Origin of the sequence: Cupriavidus sp. USMAHM13 (genome assembly GCF_001854285.1) — a bacterium.
Lineage (GTDB): Bacteria > Pseudomonadota > Gammaproteobacteria > Burkholderiales > Burkholderiaceae > Cupriavidus > Cupriavidus malaysiensis.
Genome location: NZ_CP017752.1, coordinates 912,764 through 926,437 on the forward strand (window position 1 = coordinate 912,764; position 13,674 = coordinate 926,437).

The window sequence follows — 13,674 nt, forward strand, 5'->3', positions numbered from 1 at the left end:
GGCTAGTTCACCGCCCTCGGCGCCTCGTTTATCCCACTCCCTGGCGGCCGCCGCAGCCACTTCTCCCTGCTCTTTCCGCGGGGGCGTGCGTGCCGAACAGGTCGGCGCCAGTCTTTATCTGAACACCGAAGTCATCGCGGAAACGCCGCTGAGCCTTGCCGCCGAGAAGGCGGCGCAACTGCACGCGCTGCTGGTCGCAAGCCTGGAGTACGGGGCTGGCTGCGGTGACTTGGGCGGTGACGCACCGGAGGCTGGCATCCAGTCCCGCCTGCTGTCGGTGGCCACCACACTGGCCGGCGAAGTGCTGGCCTTGAGCGAGCTGGCGGCGCGGGATGCGCCGCCCTGAGCGCCGCCCCGCACCGGCCGCCGCGGCCTTACAGCGTGACCTGGATCTGGTTGTGCACCGCGCTCACCCCCGGCGCCGACCACGCCGCCTCGAAGGCGGCCTGGCGTTCGGCCCAGGTGCGCAGCGTGCCGCGCAGCGTCACCACGCCTTCGCTGACTTCCACGCTGACGTGGCCGGCATCGTCGCTGGCCTGCCGTTCGATGGCCTGGCGGATGCGCTGCCTGACGTCGTCGGCGGCCATGGCGGGGCGGACCGCCAGTCCGTTGCTGACGCCGCGCACGCCGAACAGGCCCGCCACCGCCTGTTCGGCGGCCACCCGCTGGTAGTTCCAGTCGACTTCGCCGCGCAGCGTGACCGCGCCGTGCTCCACCATCAGGTGGATGCGGTCGGCAGGCAGTCCGCTCATCCAATCGAGGACATGGCGCGCCGCGCGCGCGATGTCGGCGTCGGTGCGCTGGGCGTCGTCGGGCAGGCGCACATCGAGCTCCACCGCCAGGCCCTTGAGCCCGGTCACGCGCTGCGCGGCTGCCTCGGCCGCGTATTTCTCGGCAAAGGTCGGCAGGTGGCCGCTCAGCGTCACGATGCCGTCCTGCACCTCGACGCCGATGCCGGTGGCGTCGACGGCCGGATCCCAGGCCAGTTCTTCCATCACGTCCTGCTTGAGCTGGATATCGCCCTTCATCTCGGTTCTCCTCGCGGCGGCACACCTGCAGACTAGGCGAGCCGCGCGCGGCGCCCTTGACCCATGTCAACGTGGCGGCATGCGCCTTGGCTAGGCTGGCAGCAGCGGTCCGTCCGGCACGGATCGCCCTGCGCGAGCGCAAGGAGCACCCATGTATCGAACCATCCTCCTGGCGGTGGACGGCAGCCATGCCTCCCGCCTGGCCACGTTCGAGGCGGCGGCACTCGCCCGCGCGATGGCCGCGACCGTGCACGCGGTCTATGTGCTGGATGACCGCGAGCCCCTGCTCGAAGTGGCTTACCTCGACCGTGACGCGCTATGGCGCAGCATGGCCGAGTTCGGACGCGGTGTGCTGCGTGCCACCGGCGACCAGCTCGGCGCGGCGGGTGTCGCCCATACGCTGGCACTGGTCGAGCACTGCGTCGCGCCGGGCCAGGTCGCGCGCACGCTGGTGGCACGCGCCGAGGCCTGCCACGCCGATCTCATCGCGATGGGTACCCATGGGCGTCGCGGCCTGCGCCGTGCGGTGATGGGCAGCGTGGCCCGCGCCGTGCTGCGCGAATGGGCCGGTCCCATGCTGCTCACGCGCAGCAATGCCGATGACTGAGCCGGGCCGGCGCGCCCCGGGGAGACTGCCATGAACGACACGGTCCGCTTCGACAGCCCCTGCGTGCTGGAGCCCCTGCGCTACCGCGCGCTGGATATCGATACCTGGCAGGAGCACGTGATCTACCTGCACCGCGACTGCGCGGTGTGCCGCGCCGAGGGCTTCCGCGCGCAGGCGCGCGTGCAGGTGCAGGTCGGCGCGCGGCGGCTGATCGCCACCGTCAACGTGGTCGGCTCGGGCGTGCTCGGCCGCGCCGAGGCGGCTTTGTCGGCCAGCGCCAGCGGCGCGCTGGAGGCGCGTGCGGGGGATCTGGTCTACGTCACCCACGCGCCCGGGCTGGAATCGCTGCGCTGGGTGCGCGCCAAGGTCTACGGCAACGAACTCGCGGGCGCGCAGCTCGACGCCATCATGCAGGACGTGGCCAGCGGCAGCTACACCGGCGTGCCCATCGCCGCCTTCCTGGCCGCCTGCGCGGGCGGGCGCATGACGGAGCGCGAGACCATCGACCTGACCCGCGCCATGATCGGCACCGGCGAGCGGCTGTCCTGGAATCGGCCCGTGGTGGCCGACAAGCATTGCGTGGGCGGGCTGCCCGGCAACCGCACCTCGCCCATCGTGGTGGCGGTCGCCGCCGCGGCCGGCCTGCTGGTGCCCAAGACCTCCTCGCGCGCGATCACCTCGCCGGCCGGCACCGCCGACACCATGGCGGTGCTGACCCGCGTCGACCTCGATGCCGCCACGCTGCGCCAGGTAGTGGAGCAGGCCGGGGCGTCGCTGGCCTGGGGCGGGGCGCTCGGGCTGAGTCCGGCCGACGACATGCTGATCCAGGTCGAGCGCGCGCTCGACCTGGACAGCGACGCGCAGCTGGTGGCGTCGATCTTGTCGAAAAAGGTGGCCGCGGGCTCCACCCATGTGCTGATCGACGTGCCGGTGGGCCCAACCGCCAAGGTGCGCGAGGAAGCCGACCTGGAGCGCCTGCGCAGTCTGCTGACGCTTGCCGCGCAGGCCCTCGGCGTGCGTGTGCGCATCGTGCGCACCGACGGCACCCAGCCGGTCGGGCGCGGTATCGGGCCGGCGCTGGAGGCGCGTGACGTGCTGGCGGTGCTGCAGGGCGCGCCGTCGGCGCCGCACGACCTGCGCGAGCGCAGCCTGATGCTGGCCGGCGAACTGATGGAGTTCTGCGGGGCCTGCGGCGCCGGCGAGGGGGCGGCGCTGGCCGCGGCGCTGCTGGCCGGCGGTGCCGCCTGGACCCGGTTCCAGGCCATCTGCGAGGCGCAGGGCGGTTTGCGCGCGCCTGGCCGCGCGCTGTTCCTGCGCGATGTACCGGCGCCACGCGACGGCGTGGTGGCCACCATCGACAACCGCCGGCTGGCACGCGCCGCCAGGCTGGCCGGCGCGCCCGAGCGCCAGGTCGCGGGCATCGACCTGCACGTGCGGCTGGGCGACACGGTGCGCGCCGGCCAGCCGCTGCTGACGCTGCATGCGCAGGCCTCGGGCGAACTGGCCTACGCGGGCGGCTTTCTCGCCGCGCATCCGGCCATCATGATCGGCGAGGCCGGCTGATCCGCGCGCCGTGACCGGCACCGGCTGCGATCCAGGTCAAGCGCCGCCCGAGCGCGGCGCGGCGCTGCGTCGGGCCTGCCGCTGGCGCTCAGGCCGGGTGGCCGCCGGAGTCGAAGTCGGGAAATTCGGCGTCGAGCACCTCGAACACCTGGGCCGCGCGGCCGGACAGCAGGCTCGAATCCATGCCGCGCAGCAGGTGCTCGTCGGAGCGCAGCCATTTGTAGGCCAGCCGTACTTCATCGAGGGTCGGTTCGAGAGCAAGGATCTGCGCGATCACTTCGGCCTCGAAGGGGCCGATCACGGCGCGGATCTCAGCGGCGCTGGCGGGGCCCGGCGTGGCCGCGTGCGGCTGGGTGGATGCGGTCTGGGTCATGGTGTGGTCTCCTGGATGCCCCGGGGTGGCGGCGGACGCCGGTGGGCGCGCCGGGCCGCGACGGGTGCGTTGTGATGGTTGCCTGTGATGCTGGCACAGCCGGTGGTGCACATCTTGTCCTGCGTCAAGGCAGCGCGGGTGGCGCGCCTGTGGCCGCAGCGCGGCGGCAGGGGTGGCGGCCCGCGCGGCCCAGGGCTCATGCCTCCTCCCCGGCGCCGGCAGCGCCCAGTTCGATGATCTCGTTGGTGATCTGTTCCTGGCGCTCGCGTCCCGCCTGCATCTCCAGCCGGGCCAGGGTCGCGCGCACGTGGTCGCGCGCCGACAGCATGGTGCGCATGCGTGCTTCGTTCTCGGCGGCGAAGGACTGCAACAGCGCTTCACACAGCTGGGTGTGGATATACGACTCGGCCAGGCGCGCCAGCAGCAGCGGCGCGGGCAGGCTGGCCAGCGGCGGCTGGCGGTGGGCGGGCCGGGTGAAGCGGCCGTAGTCGAAGGGCAGCAGGCGCAGTTCGCGGATGGGCGACGTGGCCGGTGGCGGGCACGCGTGCCAGGCGCTGAGCGCGGCGGGCCGGGCGGCCGCCAGCTGCGGTTCGAGCGCGTGCGCCAGGCGTGTGGCCAGCGCGGCCACGTCGCCCGGGTGGGCGGCCATCGGCGCCGACCAGGCCGGTGCCAGGCCGCGCTCGGCGGCCAGCGCGGCGGCGCGCTGGCCCACGATGTAGTAGACCGTGCCGTGGGCGCCGGCGCCGGCCTGGGCGGTGTCCAGCAGCCGCTCGTTGAAGGTGCCGACGAAGCCCTGGTCGCTGCCGATCACCACGCTGACGCGCGGGGTGGCTGGTGCGGCCGGTGCCTGCCGTGGCGGCTGCGCGGCGGCACCGGCCGGGTCCGCCGCGCCGGCCAGCGCCAGCGCATCGCCGATGGCCTGCGCCAGCATGGCCGCGCAGGCGTGCACGCCGGGCAGGTGGGCGCGCGCCTCGGCCGACCGGCTGGCCGCCATGCCGCGCACGGCGCCGACCACGGCCTCGAGCTGGCGCACGCCCGCGATGCGGGCCTGGAGTTCGCCGCGCCGCGTGCTCATGGCGGGGACCCCGGTGCGCGCTGCGGCGCGGGCTCCGCTGCGGTCGCGGTGGCAGTGCCGGACGCCTCGCTGGCATGCGCCGCCTCGTGCGCCGTGTCCTGTGCCGCCGCTTGTGTCGCCGCTTGTGCCGCCGCTTGTGCCGCCGCTTGTGCCGCCCCCCGAGCGGACTCCTGCGCCATCCCGCGCAGGCAGGCCCGCACCGCCTCCGCCAGCGACGCCTCGGCCTCGGCGCCGAGCGGGCCGCCATCGGGCAGGGCCGCGCCATGTGCCTGCAGCCACGCGGGCAGCCGCGCACGCAGGCGGCCCACGTCCTCGACCGGCAGCCCGTCGAAGGCGCCCGCCGCCAGCGCCGCCAGCAGCGCCACCTGGGACAGCGGCGCCAGCGCGGCGAAGCGGGGCTGGCGCAGCAGCGCGCGGGTGCGTTCGCCGCGCACGATGCGGGCCTTGACGCGCGCATCGGTGAGGCCGCCGAAGCGCGTGAACATCTCCAGTTCCTGGAACTGCGCGTAGTCCAGCCGCAGGCGGCCGGAGACCTGGCGCAGCGCGGCGGGCTGGGCCTTGCCGCCGACGCGGCTGACGCTGAGGCCGATGTCGACCGCCGGGCGCTGGTTGGCTGCGAACAGCTCGCTGCTCATCACCAGCTGGCCGTCGGTGATCGAGATCAGGTTGGTGGGGATGTAGGCGGAGAGGTCGCCCGCCTCGGTCTGCGCGATCGGCAGCGCGGTCAGCGAGCCGCCGCCGAGCGCGGGCGACAGCTTGGCGGCGCGCTCCAGCAGGCGCGCGTGCAGGTAGAAGATGTCGCCAGGGTAGGCTTCGCGTCCCGGCGGCTGGCGCGTCAGCAGCGCCAGTTCGCGGTGGGTGGCGGCGTGCTGGCTGAGATCGTCGATCACCACCAGCACATGTTCGCCGCGGTCGCGGAAGTACTCGCCCATGCTGAAGGCCGCAAACGGCGCGATCCACTGCAGGCCCGGCGCCGCCGCCGCCGAGGCCACCACGAAGATGCAGCGCCCGGCCGCGCCCTGCGCGCGCACGGTCTCGATGGCGCGCTCCACGGCGCCGGCGCGCTGGCCCACCGCGGCATAGATGCAGATGAGCCCGCTGTCCTTCTGGTTGACGATGGCGTCGAGGGCGATGGAGGTCTTGCCGGTGGCGCGGTCGCCGAGAATCAGTTCGCGCTGGCCGAGGCCGATCGGGAACAGCGCGTCGACCAGCAGGATGCCGGTGGCCAGCGGCTGGCTGACCAGGTCGCGCTCGACGATGGCCGGCGCGGCGCGCTCGATCGGCAGGCGCTGCGCGCACTCCGGCGGCGGCAGGCCGTCGAGCGGCCGCCCGAGGGGATCGACCACCCGCCCCAGCAGGGCAGGCCCCACCGGCACGCTGACCACCTCGCCGGTGGCGCTGACGCGGCAGCCGGCGCCCACCGAGCCGTCGTCGTCGAGCAGCACGGCGCCGATGCGGTCCGCGTCGAGGGTCAGCGCCAGGCCATAGCGGTCGCCATCGAAGCGCAGCAGTTCGTCGAGCCGTGCCTGCGGCAGCCCGGCGACCATGGCGATGCCGTCGGCGGCGCGTTCCACCCGCCCCACTTCGCGCGCCAGCGGGCCGAGCTCGGCCCGCGCCAGCGCGCCGCGCGCCTGCGCCAGCCAGGCGCCGGCGCGCGGGTGGCGGTCGTCTGCCGCTCCCGCTGCTCCCGCTGCTTCTGCCGACGGTGCAGATAGTGCAGATTGCGCCGATTCAGCCGGCCCGGCCTGCGGCGGCAGGGGAGCCCCCTCCAGCGGCGGTTCAGGCGGCAGGGACATCGTCGTGCTCCTGGGCGAGGGCGGCGCGCACGCGCGCCAGGTCCTCGCGCACATTGTTGCCGATCACCTGGCGGTCGCTTTCCAGCGCCAGGCCGGCCACCAGCCCGGGGTCCACGCGCGTGGCCAGGACCGGGGCCGCGCCCAGCGCCGCGCCGAGTGCCTGCGCGCAGCGCGCCAGTTCATCCGCCGCGAGCGCGCAGGGCGCGGCCAGTACCAGGCCGGCGTCCGCCTGCAGCAGGCCGGCGCGCGCCGGGGCCGGCAGCGCGGCCACGGCGGCGGCCAGGCCGTCGATGAAGGCGCCGATGCGGGCCTCGCGCGGCAGCCGCGCGAACAGCCGCGCGGCGATGTCGAGCGCGAGGCGCGCCGCATCCTCGCCGCCGCGCTGGACGGCGGCGCGCCGGGCGGCCGCGATGTCGGCCTCGGCCGCGGCGCGCTCGGCCTGGACCTCGGCCCGCGCCGATTGCGCCAGGGTGTCGCGCAGCCGCGCCGCTTCGGCGGCGGCGCCGGCTGCCGCCGAGGCATGCTCGGCCTCGGCCTGCGCGCGCGCCGCGGCGGCGGCTTCGCGCTCGCGCCCGGCCTCGTCGCGCGCCGTGCGGGCCTGGGCCAGTGCGTCGTCGCAGGCCTGCTGCCGCGCGGCGATGATCCTGGCGACCGGCCGGAACAGGAAGCGCGACAGGATCCACACCAGCACCAGGGCGTTGACGGCCTGCAGGCCGAGCGTCCACCAGTCGATGCGCATGATGGGCCCCGCCTACTTGAGGAAGGGGTTGGCGAACAGCACCAGCAGCGCCACCACCAGGCAGTAGATGGCCATGGTCTCGATCATCGCCAGGCCCACGAAGAGGGTGCGCGAGATGGTGCCGGCCGCTTCGGGCTGCCGCGCCAGCGCGTCCATGGCGGCGGCCACCGCCCTGCCTTCGGCCAGCGCCGGCCCGATCGCGCCGAACGACACCGCCACTGCCGCCGCGATGATGCTGACCACTTCCACGAGGTTGTTCATCTTGCGCTCTCCTTTTCCTTGTCCTGATCCAGCGCTGCCCGCGGCTCGCGTGCAGCGCCCCGGGCCGGCCGCTCGTCCGGCCCGCGCGGCCGCATGCCTTCGACCGCGCCCGGCTGCGCGTCGGCCACCGCCGCGCCGATGAAGACCATCGCCAGTACCGTGAAGATGTAGGCCTGCACCGCGCCGGTCAGCAGGTCCAGCGCCATCAGCGGGATCGGCACCAGCAGGCCGGCCAGCGACAGCACGATGCCGACCACGAAGACGCCGCTCATCACGTTGCCGAACAGGCGCACCACCAGCGAGAAGGTGCGCGTGAGCTGCTCGACGAGGTTGAGCGGCACCATCAGCCAGCTGGGCTCGGCGAAGGTGCGCAGGTAGCCGGCCAGGCCGCGGCTGCGCACGCCGTGCAGCACCGTCGCGGCCAGCACCAGCAGGGCCAGCGCGGCGTCGGTCTCCAGGTGGGCGGTGGGCGGCTCGACGCCGGGCAGCAGCGAGGACCAGTTGGCCAGCAGGATGTAGAGGAAGAGCGTGCCCAGCAGGGCGCGGTAGCGCTCCGGCGCCACCTGCATGGTGTCGCGGATCTGCTGGTCGAGCGTCGTCACCAGCAGTTCCAGCGCGGCCTGGTGCCGCGACGGGTGCAGCGCCAGGCGGCGCGTGGCCAGCCAGGCGCCCGCGCCCAGCGCCAGCATGATGGCCCAGGTCATCAGCACGGGGGCGGAGACGGGGACCGGCCCGAGGTGGAACAAGGGCTCGGTCAGCAGCGGCGAGTGCAAGGTCATGGCGTGTCCGCGCGCGCAGCGCGTCCATCGCGTGGCCGGGGCAGGCGGCGCAGTACCACGGCGCGCGCCGCCAGCAGGCCGGCGCCGGCGCCCAGCAGCGGTGCCGCGCCTGCCTTGGCGCAGGCGAACAGCAGGGCGCCGGTCAGCGCCAGGCGCACGCCCTGCAGCGCCAGCGCGCCGGCGGTGGCGCCGCGCTGCAGGCGCCGCACCACGGCGTGCAGGCTGCCGAAGTGCGCCAGCCCTCCCGCCAGTCCCGCCACGAGCCCCGCCACCGCGCCCGCCGCTCCACCGGCCAGTCCGCCGGTGAGCGCGGCAGCCGCTCCGCCCAGGTCGATCATTGCCCATCCTCCCCGCCGTGGCGCCGCATCCAGCGCCAGGCGCACCAGAGGCCGATGGCGGCCCCGATCATCAACAGCGGCGCCGAGAAGAAGACGCCGGTATGCAGCCGCCGGTCCAGCCAGCGGCCGGCCGCCAGCGCGAGCACGGTGGGCAGCACGATGGTCCAGCCGAGCACGCCGATCTGGGCCAGGCGGCTGGCCAGCGAGGGCTCCGGCACGCGCGCGGCCTGCCGTGCGCGGGCCAGCGCGCGCTGCGCCACGCGTTCACCGCCGTTGCCGTTGCCGTTGCCCTTGCCCTGGCCGTGAGCGCCGCCCTTGCCGCCGCCCCCATCGACGGCGCCATCGACGGCGCCATCGGCGTCACCAGGACCGCCAGGACCACCGGCGGCATGTGCGCCATCGTGCTGCGTTGCGCTCATGGCTCCAGCCTCCCGATGCCGTCGACATGCAGGTCCGGGCGCAGGCAGCGCACGATCTCGCGTACCGCGCGCGCATGCAGCCGGGTCTGCTCGACGCGCGCATTGCGCGCTGCCTCCAGGCGCCGCTCGCGCGCTTCGCGCACGCGCGCGGCCACCGCCTCCAGGCTGTCGCCCAGCACCGCGGCGGCGGTGGCGATGGCGACTTCCGCGCCGCCGTCCACGCGCAGCATGCCGCCCTCCACCATGCAGAAGCGATGCGTGCCGTCGGCGCCGTGCCAGCGCACCACGCAGGGCACCAGCACGGTGAGGAAGTCGGCGTGCTCCGGCAGCACACCGAAGGCGCCGCTGTCGTCCTCGGCGCGCAGCGCGCGCACGCCGGCCTCGTCCACCGCCAGTCCGTCGGGGGTGGCGATGCGCAGGTGCAGGGCGCGCGGCGCGGCGCTGGCAGGCGTCATGGCCGGTGTCATGGCGGGTGTCATGGCGTGCCCCCTTGCCGCGCCTGCTGCTCGCGCTCGCGTGCCTCGTCCAGCGTGCCGATCATGTAGAGCGACTGCTCCTGCCAGTCGTCGCATTCGCCGTCGAGGATGGCGCGGCAGCCGGCCAGGGTGTCGGCGACGGCCACCGAGCGGCCGGCCACGCCGGTGAAGTTCTCGGTGACGGTGAACGGCTGGGTCAGGAAACGCTGCAGGCGCCGCGCGCGTGCCACCACGCGGCGGTCCTGCGCGCCCAGCTCCTCGACGCCGAGCAGGGCGATGACGTCCTGCAGCTCGCGGTAGTGCTCGATGGCCTGGCGCACCGCGTTGGCGGTGGCCACGTGGTCGTCGCCCAGCAGCAGCGGATCGAGCAGTACCGAGGACGAGGCGATCGGATCGACCGCCGGGTACATGCCCTCGGCCGCCATCGCGCGCGACAGCACGATCATGCTGTCGACGTGGCTGCCGATGGCGGTGACGGCGGGATCGGTGAAGTCGTCGGCCGGCACGTAGACCGCCTCGATCGCCGTGATGGCGGCGTCGCGCGTGGCGGTGATGCGCTCGTGCAGCGCCGCCACCTCGCTGGCCAGCGTGGGCTGGTAGCCGACGCGCGAGGGCAGGCGCCCGAGCAGCCCGGAGACCTCGGCGCCGGCCTGCACGAAGCGGAACACATTGTCCATCAGCAAGAGCACGTCCTGGCGGCGCTCGTCGCGGAAGAACTCGGCGGCGGCCACGGCGGTCAGCGGCACGCGCCAGCGCGCGCCGGGCGGCTCGTTCATCTGGCCGTAGACCAGCACGGTGCGGCCGAGCACGCCCGAGCCGCGCATGTCGAGCAGCATCTCGTGGCCCTCGCGCGAGCGTTCGCCGACCCCGGCGAAGACCGAAATACCCTGGTAGCGCTCGGCCATGGCATGGATCAGTTCCATCACCAGCACGGTCTTGCCGACGCCGGCGCCGCCGAACATGGCGGCCTTGCCACCCTGGGCGATCGGTGTCAGCAGGTCGAGGATCTTGACGCCGGTGCGGAAGATCTCGGTGCCCGGCGCCTGCGCCGCCAGCGGCGGCGCGGCGCGGTGCAGCGGGCGCAGCGGCGTGCCGGCGGGCAGTGCCGGCCCGCCGTCGCGCGGCGTGCCGGTGACGTCGAGCAGGCGCCCGAGCACGGCTTCGCCCACCGGCACCCGCAGCGGTCCGCCGCCCAGGCGCACGGCCGCGCCGCGCCGCATGCCGCTGGTCGACTGCAGCGCGATGGCGCGCACGCTGCCGCGGTCCAGGTGGGCCTGTACCTCCGCCAGCACCTCGCCGCCTCCGTCCAGCGCTACCGCCAGCACGTCGCAGAGAGCGGGCAGCGGCTGGCCGGCGCAGTCGATGTCGAGCACCGCGCCACGGATGGCGCGCACCCGCGCGCTGCCGGGCGGGCCGGCAGCCTGGGCGGTCCGGGCGGTCCGGGCGGTCCGGGCGGTCTGGGGTGGGAGGGGGCGCGTTTCCAACGGTTCGGCGTTGCGGCGATGCGGTCGGGTCCCGGCGGCGCCGCTCGCGGCCAGGTGCAGGCAATCGCGGCCGGCGCCTCGGGACAGTCACTTCCTACTGTAGACGCCGCCGTCACGCCGCGGATTGATATCCATCAAGCGAGGGGTGCGCTCGCAGGCGCCCGGCTGCTATGGTGGGAGGGTGGGCCCTGGCGCGCCCGGGCCGGCCGCGTGGCGCCGGGTTGTGCGCGCGCAACAGGTAGAATCTGGCCCCGCCAGCCGATGGCGGGAGGGCCTGGGCGATGAAAGGGAGGGGCAATGCAGATCGCGGTATTGGAAGACGATCCGGACCAGCGCGATGTGATCCTGGCCTGGCTGGAGGGCGGCGGCCATGTGGCGCAGGGCTTCGGCGACGGCGCGGGTTTCATGGCGCAGGTGGGACGCGGCTGCGAGCTGCTGCTGATCGACTGGATGCTGCCCGACACCGACGGCGGCCACATCATCCATTGGGCGCGCGAGCAGCTCGGCTGGGAGCTGCCCATCATCGTGCTGACCGCGCGCGAGGACGAGCAGACCACCGTCAGCGCGCTCAGGTCCGGCGCCGACGACTACCTCGTCAAGCCGGTGCGGCCGGCGGTGCTGCTGGCCCGTATCGAGGCCCTGGCGCGCCGCTACGGCACCACCACCGGCGCCACCGCCGGCACCACCGTCGCCGGCACGGCGGCCAAGCGCCATGGCGCCTATGAGATCGACCTGCAGGCGGTGCGCATCGCGCTCGACGGCCAGGCTGTCGAACTGACGCAGAAGGAGTTCGACCTGGCTGTCTACCTGTTCGACAGTCCCGGCAAGCTGCTCTCGCGCGACCACCTGCTCAACCGCATCTGGGGCCTGAACGCCGACGTCGACACGCGCACCGTCGACACCCATGTCAGCCGCCTGCGCAAGAAGCTCAAGCTCGACGGCAGCAAGGGCTGGCGGGTGGCGCCGGTGTACGGCTACGGCTACCGCTTCGAACAGGAGGCGGCGGCAGTACGGCATTGAGCAGCGGCCAGCGGTAGCGGACGCCATCGGGCCGGGCGGCCCGCGGCCGGGCCTCAGCCGGCGGAGCGTGGCGCCGGGGGACGGGGCGCGTCCGGCAGGTCGAGGGAGGCGTCGGCCACGGTCCGGTTCCGCCCCTGTTCCTTCGCCGCATAGAGGGCGGCGTCCGCCAGCGCCAGCACCCGCTCCATGCTGCCGTGCGACTCGGGCCAGCTGGCGACGCCGAGCGAGACCGTCACCGCGCAGACGCCTGGCGCGGGCGTGGCGGCGGTGCGCTGGCGCAGCCGTTCGGCGATCAGCATGGCCTCGGCCGCGCCGCAGCCGGGCAGCAGCATGAGGAATTCCTCGCCACCGGCCCGGCACAGGAAATCGCCCTGGCGCGAGCATTCGCGCATGAGCCTGGCGATGTGGCAGATCACCTTGTCCCCCGCCTCGTGCCCGTACGTGTCGTTGACGCGCTTGAAGCGGTCCACGTCGATGGCGATGACCGCGAAGGGCTGGGCGGCGGCGCCCCAGTTGCGCAGCTGCGCCGACAGGGCGCGCCGGTTGCGCAGGCCCGTCATGGGGTCGGTGACGGCGGCCTCGTTGAGGGCGCCGATCTGCGCCTGCAGCGTGGCGAGGCCTTCCAGCACCGCCTGCTTGAGCTGCCTCGCCTCGAAGTACCAGGCACGGATGCCCTGGATGCTGCGCAGGGTGGCCGCCGTGTCCTTTTCCCCGGTCGCCTGCGCGAGCTGGCGCAGGGGTTTGGCGATCAGCCCGGCCAGGTACCAGGCGGCCAGCAGCGAAGCGATCACGAGCGGCACGGTATCGCGCAGCACGGCGAGCGTGAGGCGGTCCATCTCGGCCAGTGTCGCCGCGACAGGGCGCTGCGCCACGATGCCCCAGCCCGCGACCGGCACCGGAGCGAAGCCGGCGAGCATGTCGATGTTCCTGCTGTTGGCGATCCGGCGCGTGCCGGCCTTGCCGGCGATGACGTCCGCGACGATCGGGTTGTCCCTGGCGACCTTGCCGATCCTGCCGCTGTCCGGGTGGTAGAGAATGCGGCCGGCGCGGTCGACCACATAGAGGTAGGAGCCGTCGCGATAGTAGTGCTCGCCCAGCAGCGCATGCAGGATGCCCTTTTCCCGCAGGTAGATCGAGCCCGCCACATAGCCGAGGTAGCGCCCGTCCTTGCCCAGGATCGGCTGCGAGATATTGACCACGAGGTTGCCGGCGGCGGACACGTAGGCCTGGGTGATGCGCGGCTGCCGGGCATCGAGCGCCGCGCGCGCGCCTTCGCTGTCCAGTTGTTTGCCGGCGAGGTTCAGCGTGGTCGGCATCACGGCCAGCACCGTGCCGCGCGCGTCGACGATCAGCACCGAGTTGAACGAGTCGGTCTGGTGCAGCAGGCGCCAGGCTTCGTCTTCCAGCGCCTGCCGCCCGAAGGGCCTGGCGCCCAGCAGGGAGGCGCTGACGGCCAGTTGCTGCTGGGCCGACCTGACGAAGTTGGCGGTGCTGTCGGCCAGTTTCGCCGCATAGACCCGGTTGGCTTCGAGCGCGTTGGTCAGCAGGATCTCGCGCTGCACGCGGTAGGCGGAATAGAAGGTATTCGCGAAGGCAGCAAGCAAGGAGAAGACCGCCAGGGCCAGGACCAGGTGCCCAAGGCCGAGCCGGCGATACAGGCTGCGTAACATCGTCATGCTTTTCTTTTTACTTATCAGTGACAGGGGCTGGCGAGCG

16 protein-coding genes are annotated in these 13,674 nt (G+C 73.9%); 4 read left to right on the forward strand and 12 right to left on the reverse strand.

Going from position 1 to position 13,674, the window contains the following annotated elements:
* Positions 1 to 85: 85 nt before the first annotated feature.
* On the forward strand, positions 86 to 346 hold the full coding sequence (locus tag BKK81_RS22435; RefSeq protein WP_156811422.1) for a hypothetical protein: 261 nt from the start codon (positions 86 to 88) through the stop codon (positions 344 to 346).
* Between the two features lie 28 nt (positions 347 to 374).
* On the opposite strand, the gene BKK81_RS22440 is transcribed toward BKK81_RS22435, so the two are convergent.
* Positions 375 to 1,028 (reverse strand): BON domain-containing protein, encoded by a 654-nt coding sequence (locus BKK81_RS22440; protein WP_071017842.1) that lies wholly within the window; start codon positions 1,026 to 1,028, stop codon positions 375 to 377.
* Positions 1,029 to 1,179: 151 nt separating this feature from the next.
* On the opposite strand from BKK81_RS22440, the gene BKK81_RS22445 reads away from it, so the two are divergent.
* Positions 1,180 to 1,635 carry a universal stress protein gene (locus BKK81_RS22445; protein WP_071017844.1) on the forward strand — a complete coding sequence of 152 codons (456 nt, stop codon included), beginning with the start codon at positions 1,180 to 1,182 and terminating at the stop codon, positions 1,633 to 1,635.
* A gap of 30 nt (positions 1,636 to 1,665) precedes the next feature.
* Positions 1,666 to 3,198 (forward strand): thymidine phosphorylase family protein, encoded by a 1,533-nt coding sequence (locus tag BKK81_RS22450; RefSeq protein WP_071017845.1) that lies wholly within the window; start codon positions 1,666 to 1,668, stop codon positions 3,196 to 3,198.
* 88 nt (positions 3,199 to 3,286) lie between these two features.
* Here the strand turns inward: BKK81_RS22450 and BKK81_RS22455 are convergent, their stop codons facing one another.
* The 10 genes from BKK81_RS22455 to atpD all read right to left on the reverse strand — a co-directional run bounded on the left by BKK81_RS22455 (position 3,287) and on the right by atpD (position 10,848).
* Positions 3,287 to 3,571, reverse strand: coding sequence for a hypothetical protein (locus BKK81_RS22455; RefSeq protein WP_071017847.1), 285 nt, complete (start codon positions 3,569 to 3,571; stop codon positions 3,287 to 3,289).
* Between the two features lie 196 nt (positions 3,572 to 3,767).
* Positions 3,768 to 4,646 (reverse strand): F0F1 ATP synthase subunit gamma, encoded by an 879-nt coding sequence (locus BKK81_RS22460; protein ID WP_071017849.1) that lies wholly within the window; start codon positions 4,644 to 4,646, stop codon positions 3,768 to 3,770.
* The gene (locus BKK81_RS22465; RefSeq protein WP_083384351.1) at positions 4,643 to 6,442 is read right to left on the reverse strand and encodes a F0F1 ATP synthase subunit alpha; all 1,800 of its coding nucleotides are present in this window, start codon (positions 6,440 to 6,442) and stop codon (positions 4,643 to 4,645) included. Before BKK81_RS22465 ends, BKK81_RS22460 begins: the two co-directional genes overlap by 4 nt.
* Complete coding sequence (locus tag BKK81_RS22470; protein WP_071017851.1) at positions 6,426 to 7,181, reverse strand: F0F1 ATP synthase subunit B family protein; 756 nt, start codon at positions 7,179 to 7,181, stop codon at positions 6,426 to 6,428. The genes BKK81_RS22465 and BKK81_RS22470 overlap by 17 nt, the downstream gene beginning before the upstream one ends.
* A gap of 12 nt (positions 7,182 to 7,193) precedes the next feature.
* Positions 7,194 to 7,442, reverse strand: coding sequence for a F0F1 ATP synthase subunit C (locus BKK81_RS22475; protein WP_071017853.1), 249 nt, complete (start codon positions 7,440 to 7,442; stop codon positions 7,194 to 7,196).
* A complete protein-coding gene (locus tag BKK81_RS22480) occupies positions 7,439 to 8,221 on the reverse strand; it encodes a F0F1 ATP synthase subunit A (RefSeq protein ID WP_083384352.1) in 783 nt (260 codons plus the stop codon). The genes BKK81_RS22475 and BKK81_RS22480 overlap by 4 nt, the downstream gene beginning before the upstream one ends.
* Complete coding sequence (locus tag BKK81_RS22485; RefSeq protein ID WP_083384353.1) at positions 8,218 to 8,559, reverse strand: N-ATPase subunit AtpR; 342 nt, start codon at positions 8,557 to 8,559, stop codon at positions 8,218 to 8,220. The genes BKK81_RS22480 and BKK81_RS22485 overlap by 4 nt, the downstream gene beginning before the upstream one ends.
* Positions 8,556 to 8,978 carry an AtpZ/AtpI family protein gene (locus tag BKK81_RS36110; RefSeq protein WP_197524036.1) on the reverse strand — a complete coding sequence of 141 codons (423 nt, stop codon included), beginning with the start codon at positions 8,976 to 8,978 and terminating at the stop codon, positions 8,556 to 8,558. Before BKK81_RS36110 ends, BKK81_RS22485 begins: the two co-directional genes overlap by 4 nt.
* Complete coding sequence (locus BKK81_RS22495) at positions 8,975 to 9,433, reverse strand: F0F1 ATP synthase subunit epsilon (RefSeq protein WP_071022048.1); 459 nt, start codon at positions 9,431 to 9,433, stop codon at positions 8,975 to 8,977. Before BKK81_RS22495 ends, BKK81_RS36110 begins: the two co-directional genes overlap by 4 nt.
* A gap of 20 nt (positions 9,434 to 9,453) precedes the next feature.
* Entirely contained in the window at positions 9,454 to 10,848 is a 1,395-nt protein-coding gene (atpD, locus tag BKK81_RS22500) for a F0F1 ATP synthase subunit beta (protein WP_231908198.1), read from the reverse strand.
* 387 nt (positions 10,849 to 11,235) lie between these two features.
* Between atpD and BKK81_RS22505 the strand changes: the two genes are divergently transcribed.
* The gene (locus tag BKK81_RS22505) at positions 11,236 to 11,958 is read left to right on the forward strand and encodes a response regulator transcription factor (RefSeq protein WP_071017857.1); all 723 of its coding nucleotides are present in this window, start codon (positions 11,236 to 11,238) and stop codon (positions 11,956 to 11,958) included.
* A gap of 53 nt (positions 11,959 to 12,011) precedes the next feature.
* On the opposite strand, the gene BKK81_RS22510 is transcribed toward BKK81_RS22505, so the two are convergent.
* Positions 12,012 to 13,634: a sensor domain-containing diguanylate cyclase gene (locus BKK81_RS22510; protein WP_231908199.1), complete on the reverse strand. Its 1,623-nt coding sequence runs from the start codon at positions 13,632 to 13,634 to the stop codon at positions 12,012 to 12,014.
* Between the last annotated feature and the right edge of the window lie 40 nt (positions 13,635 to 13,674).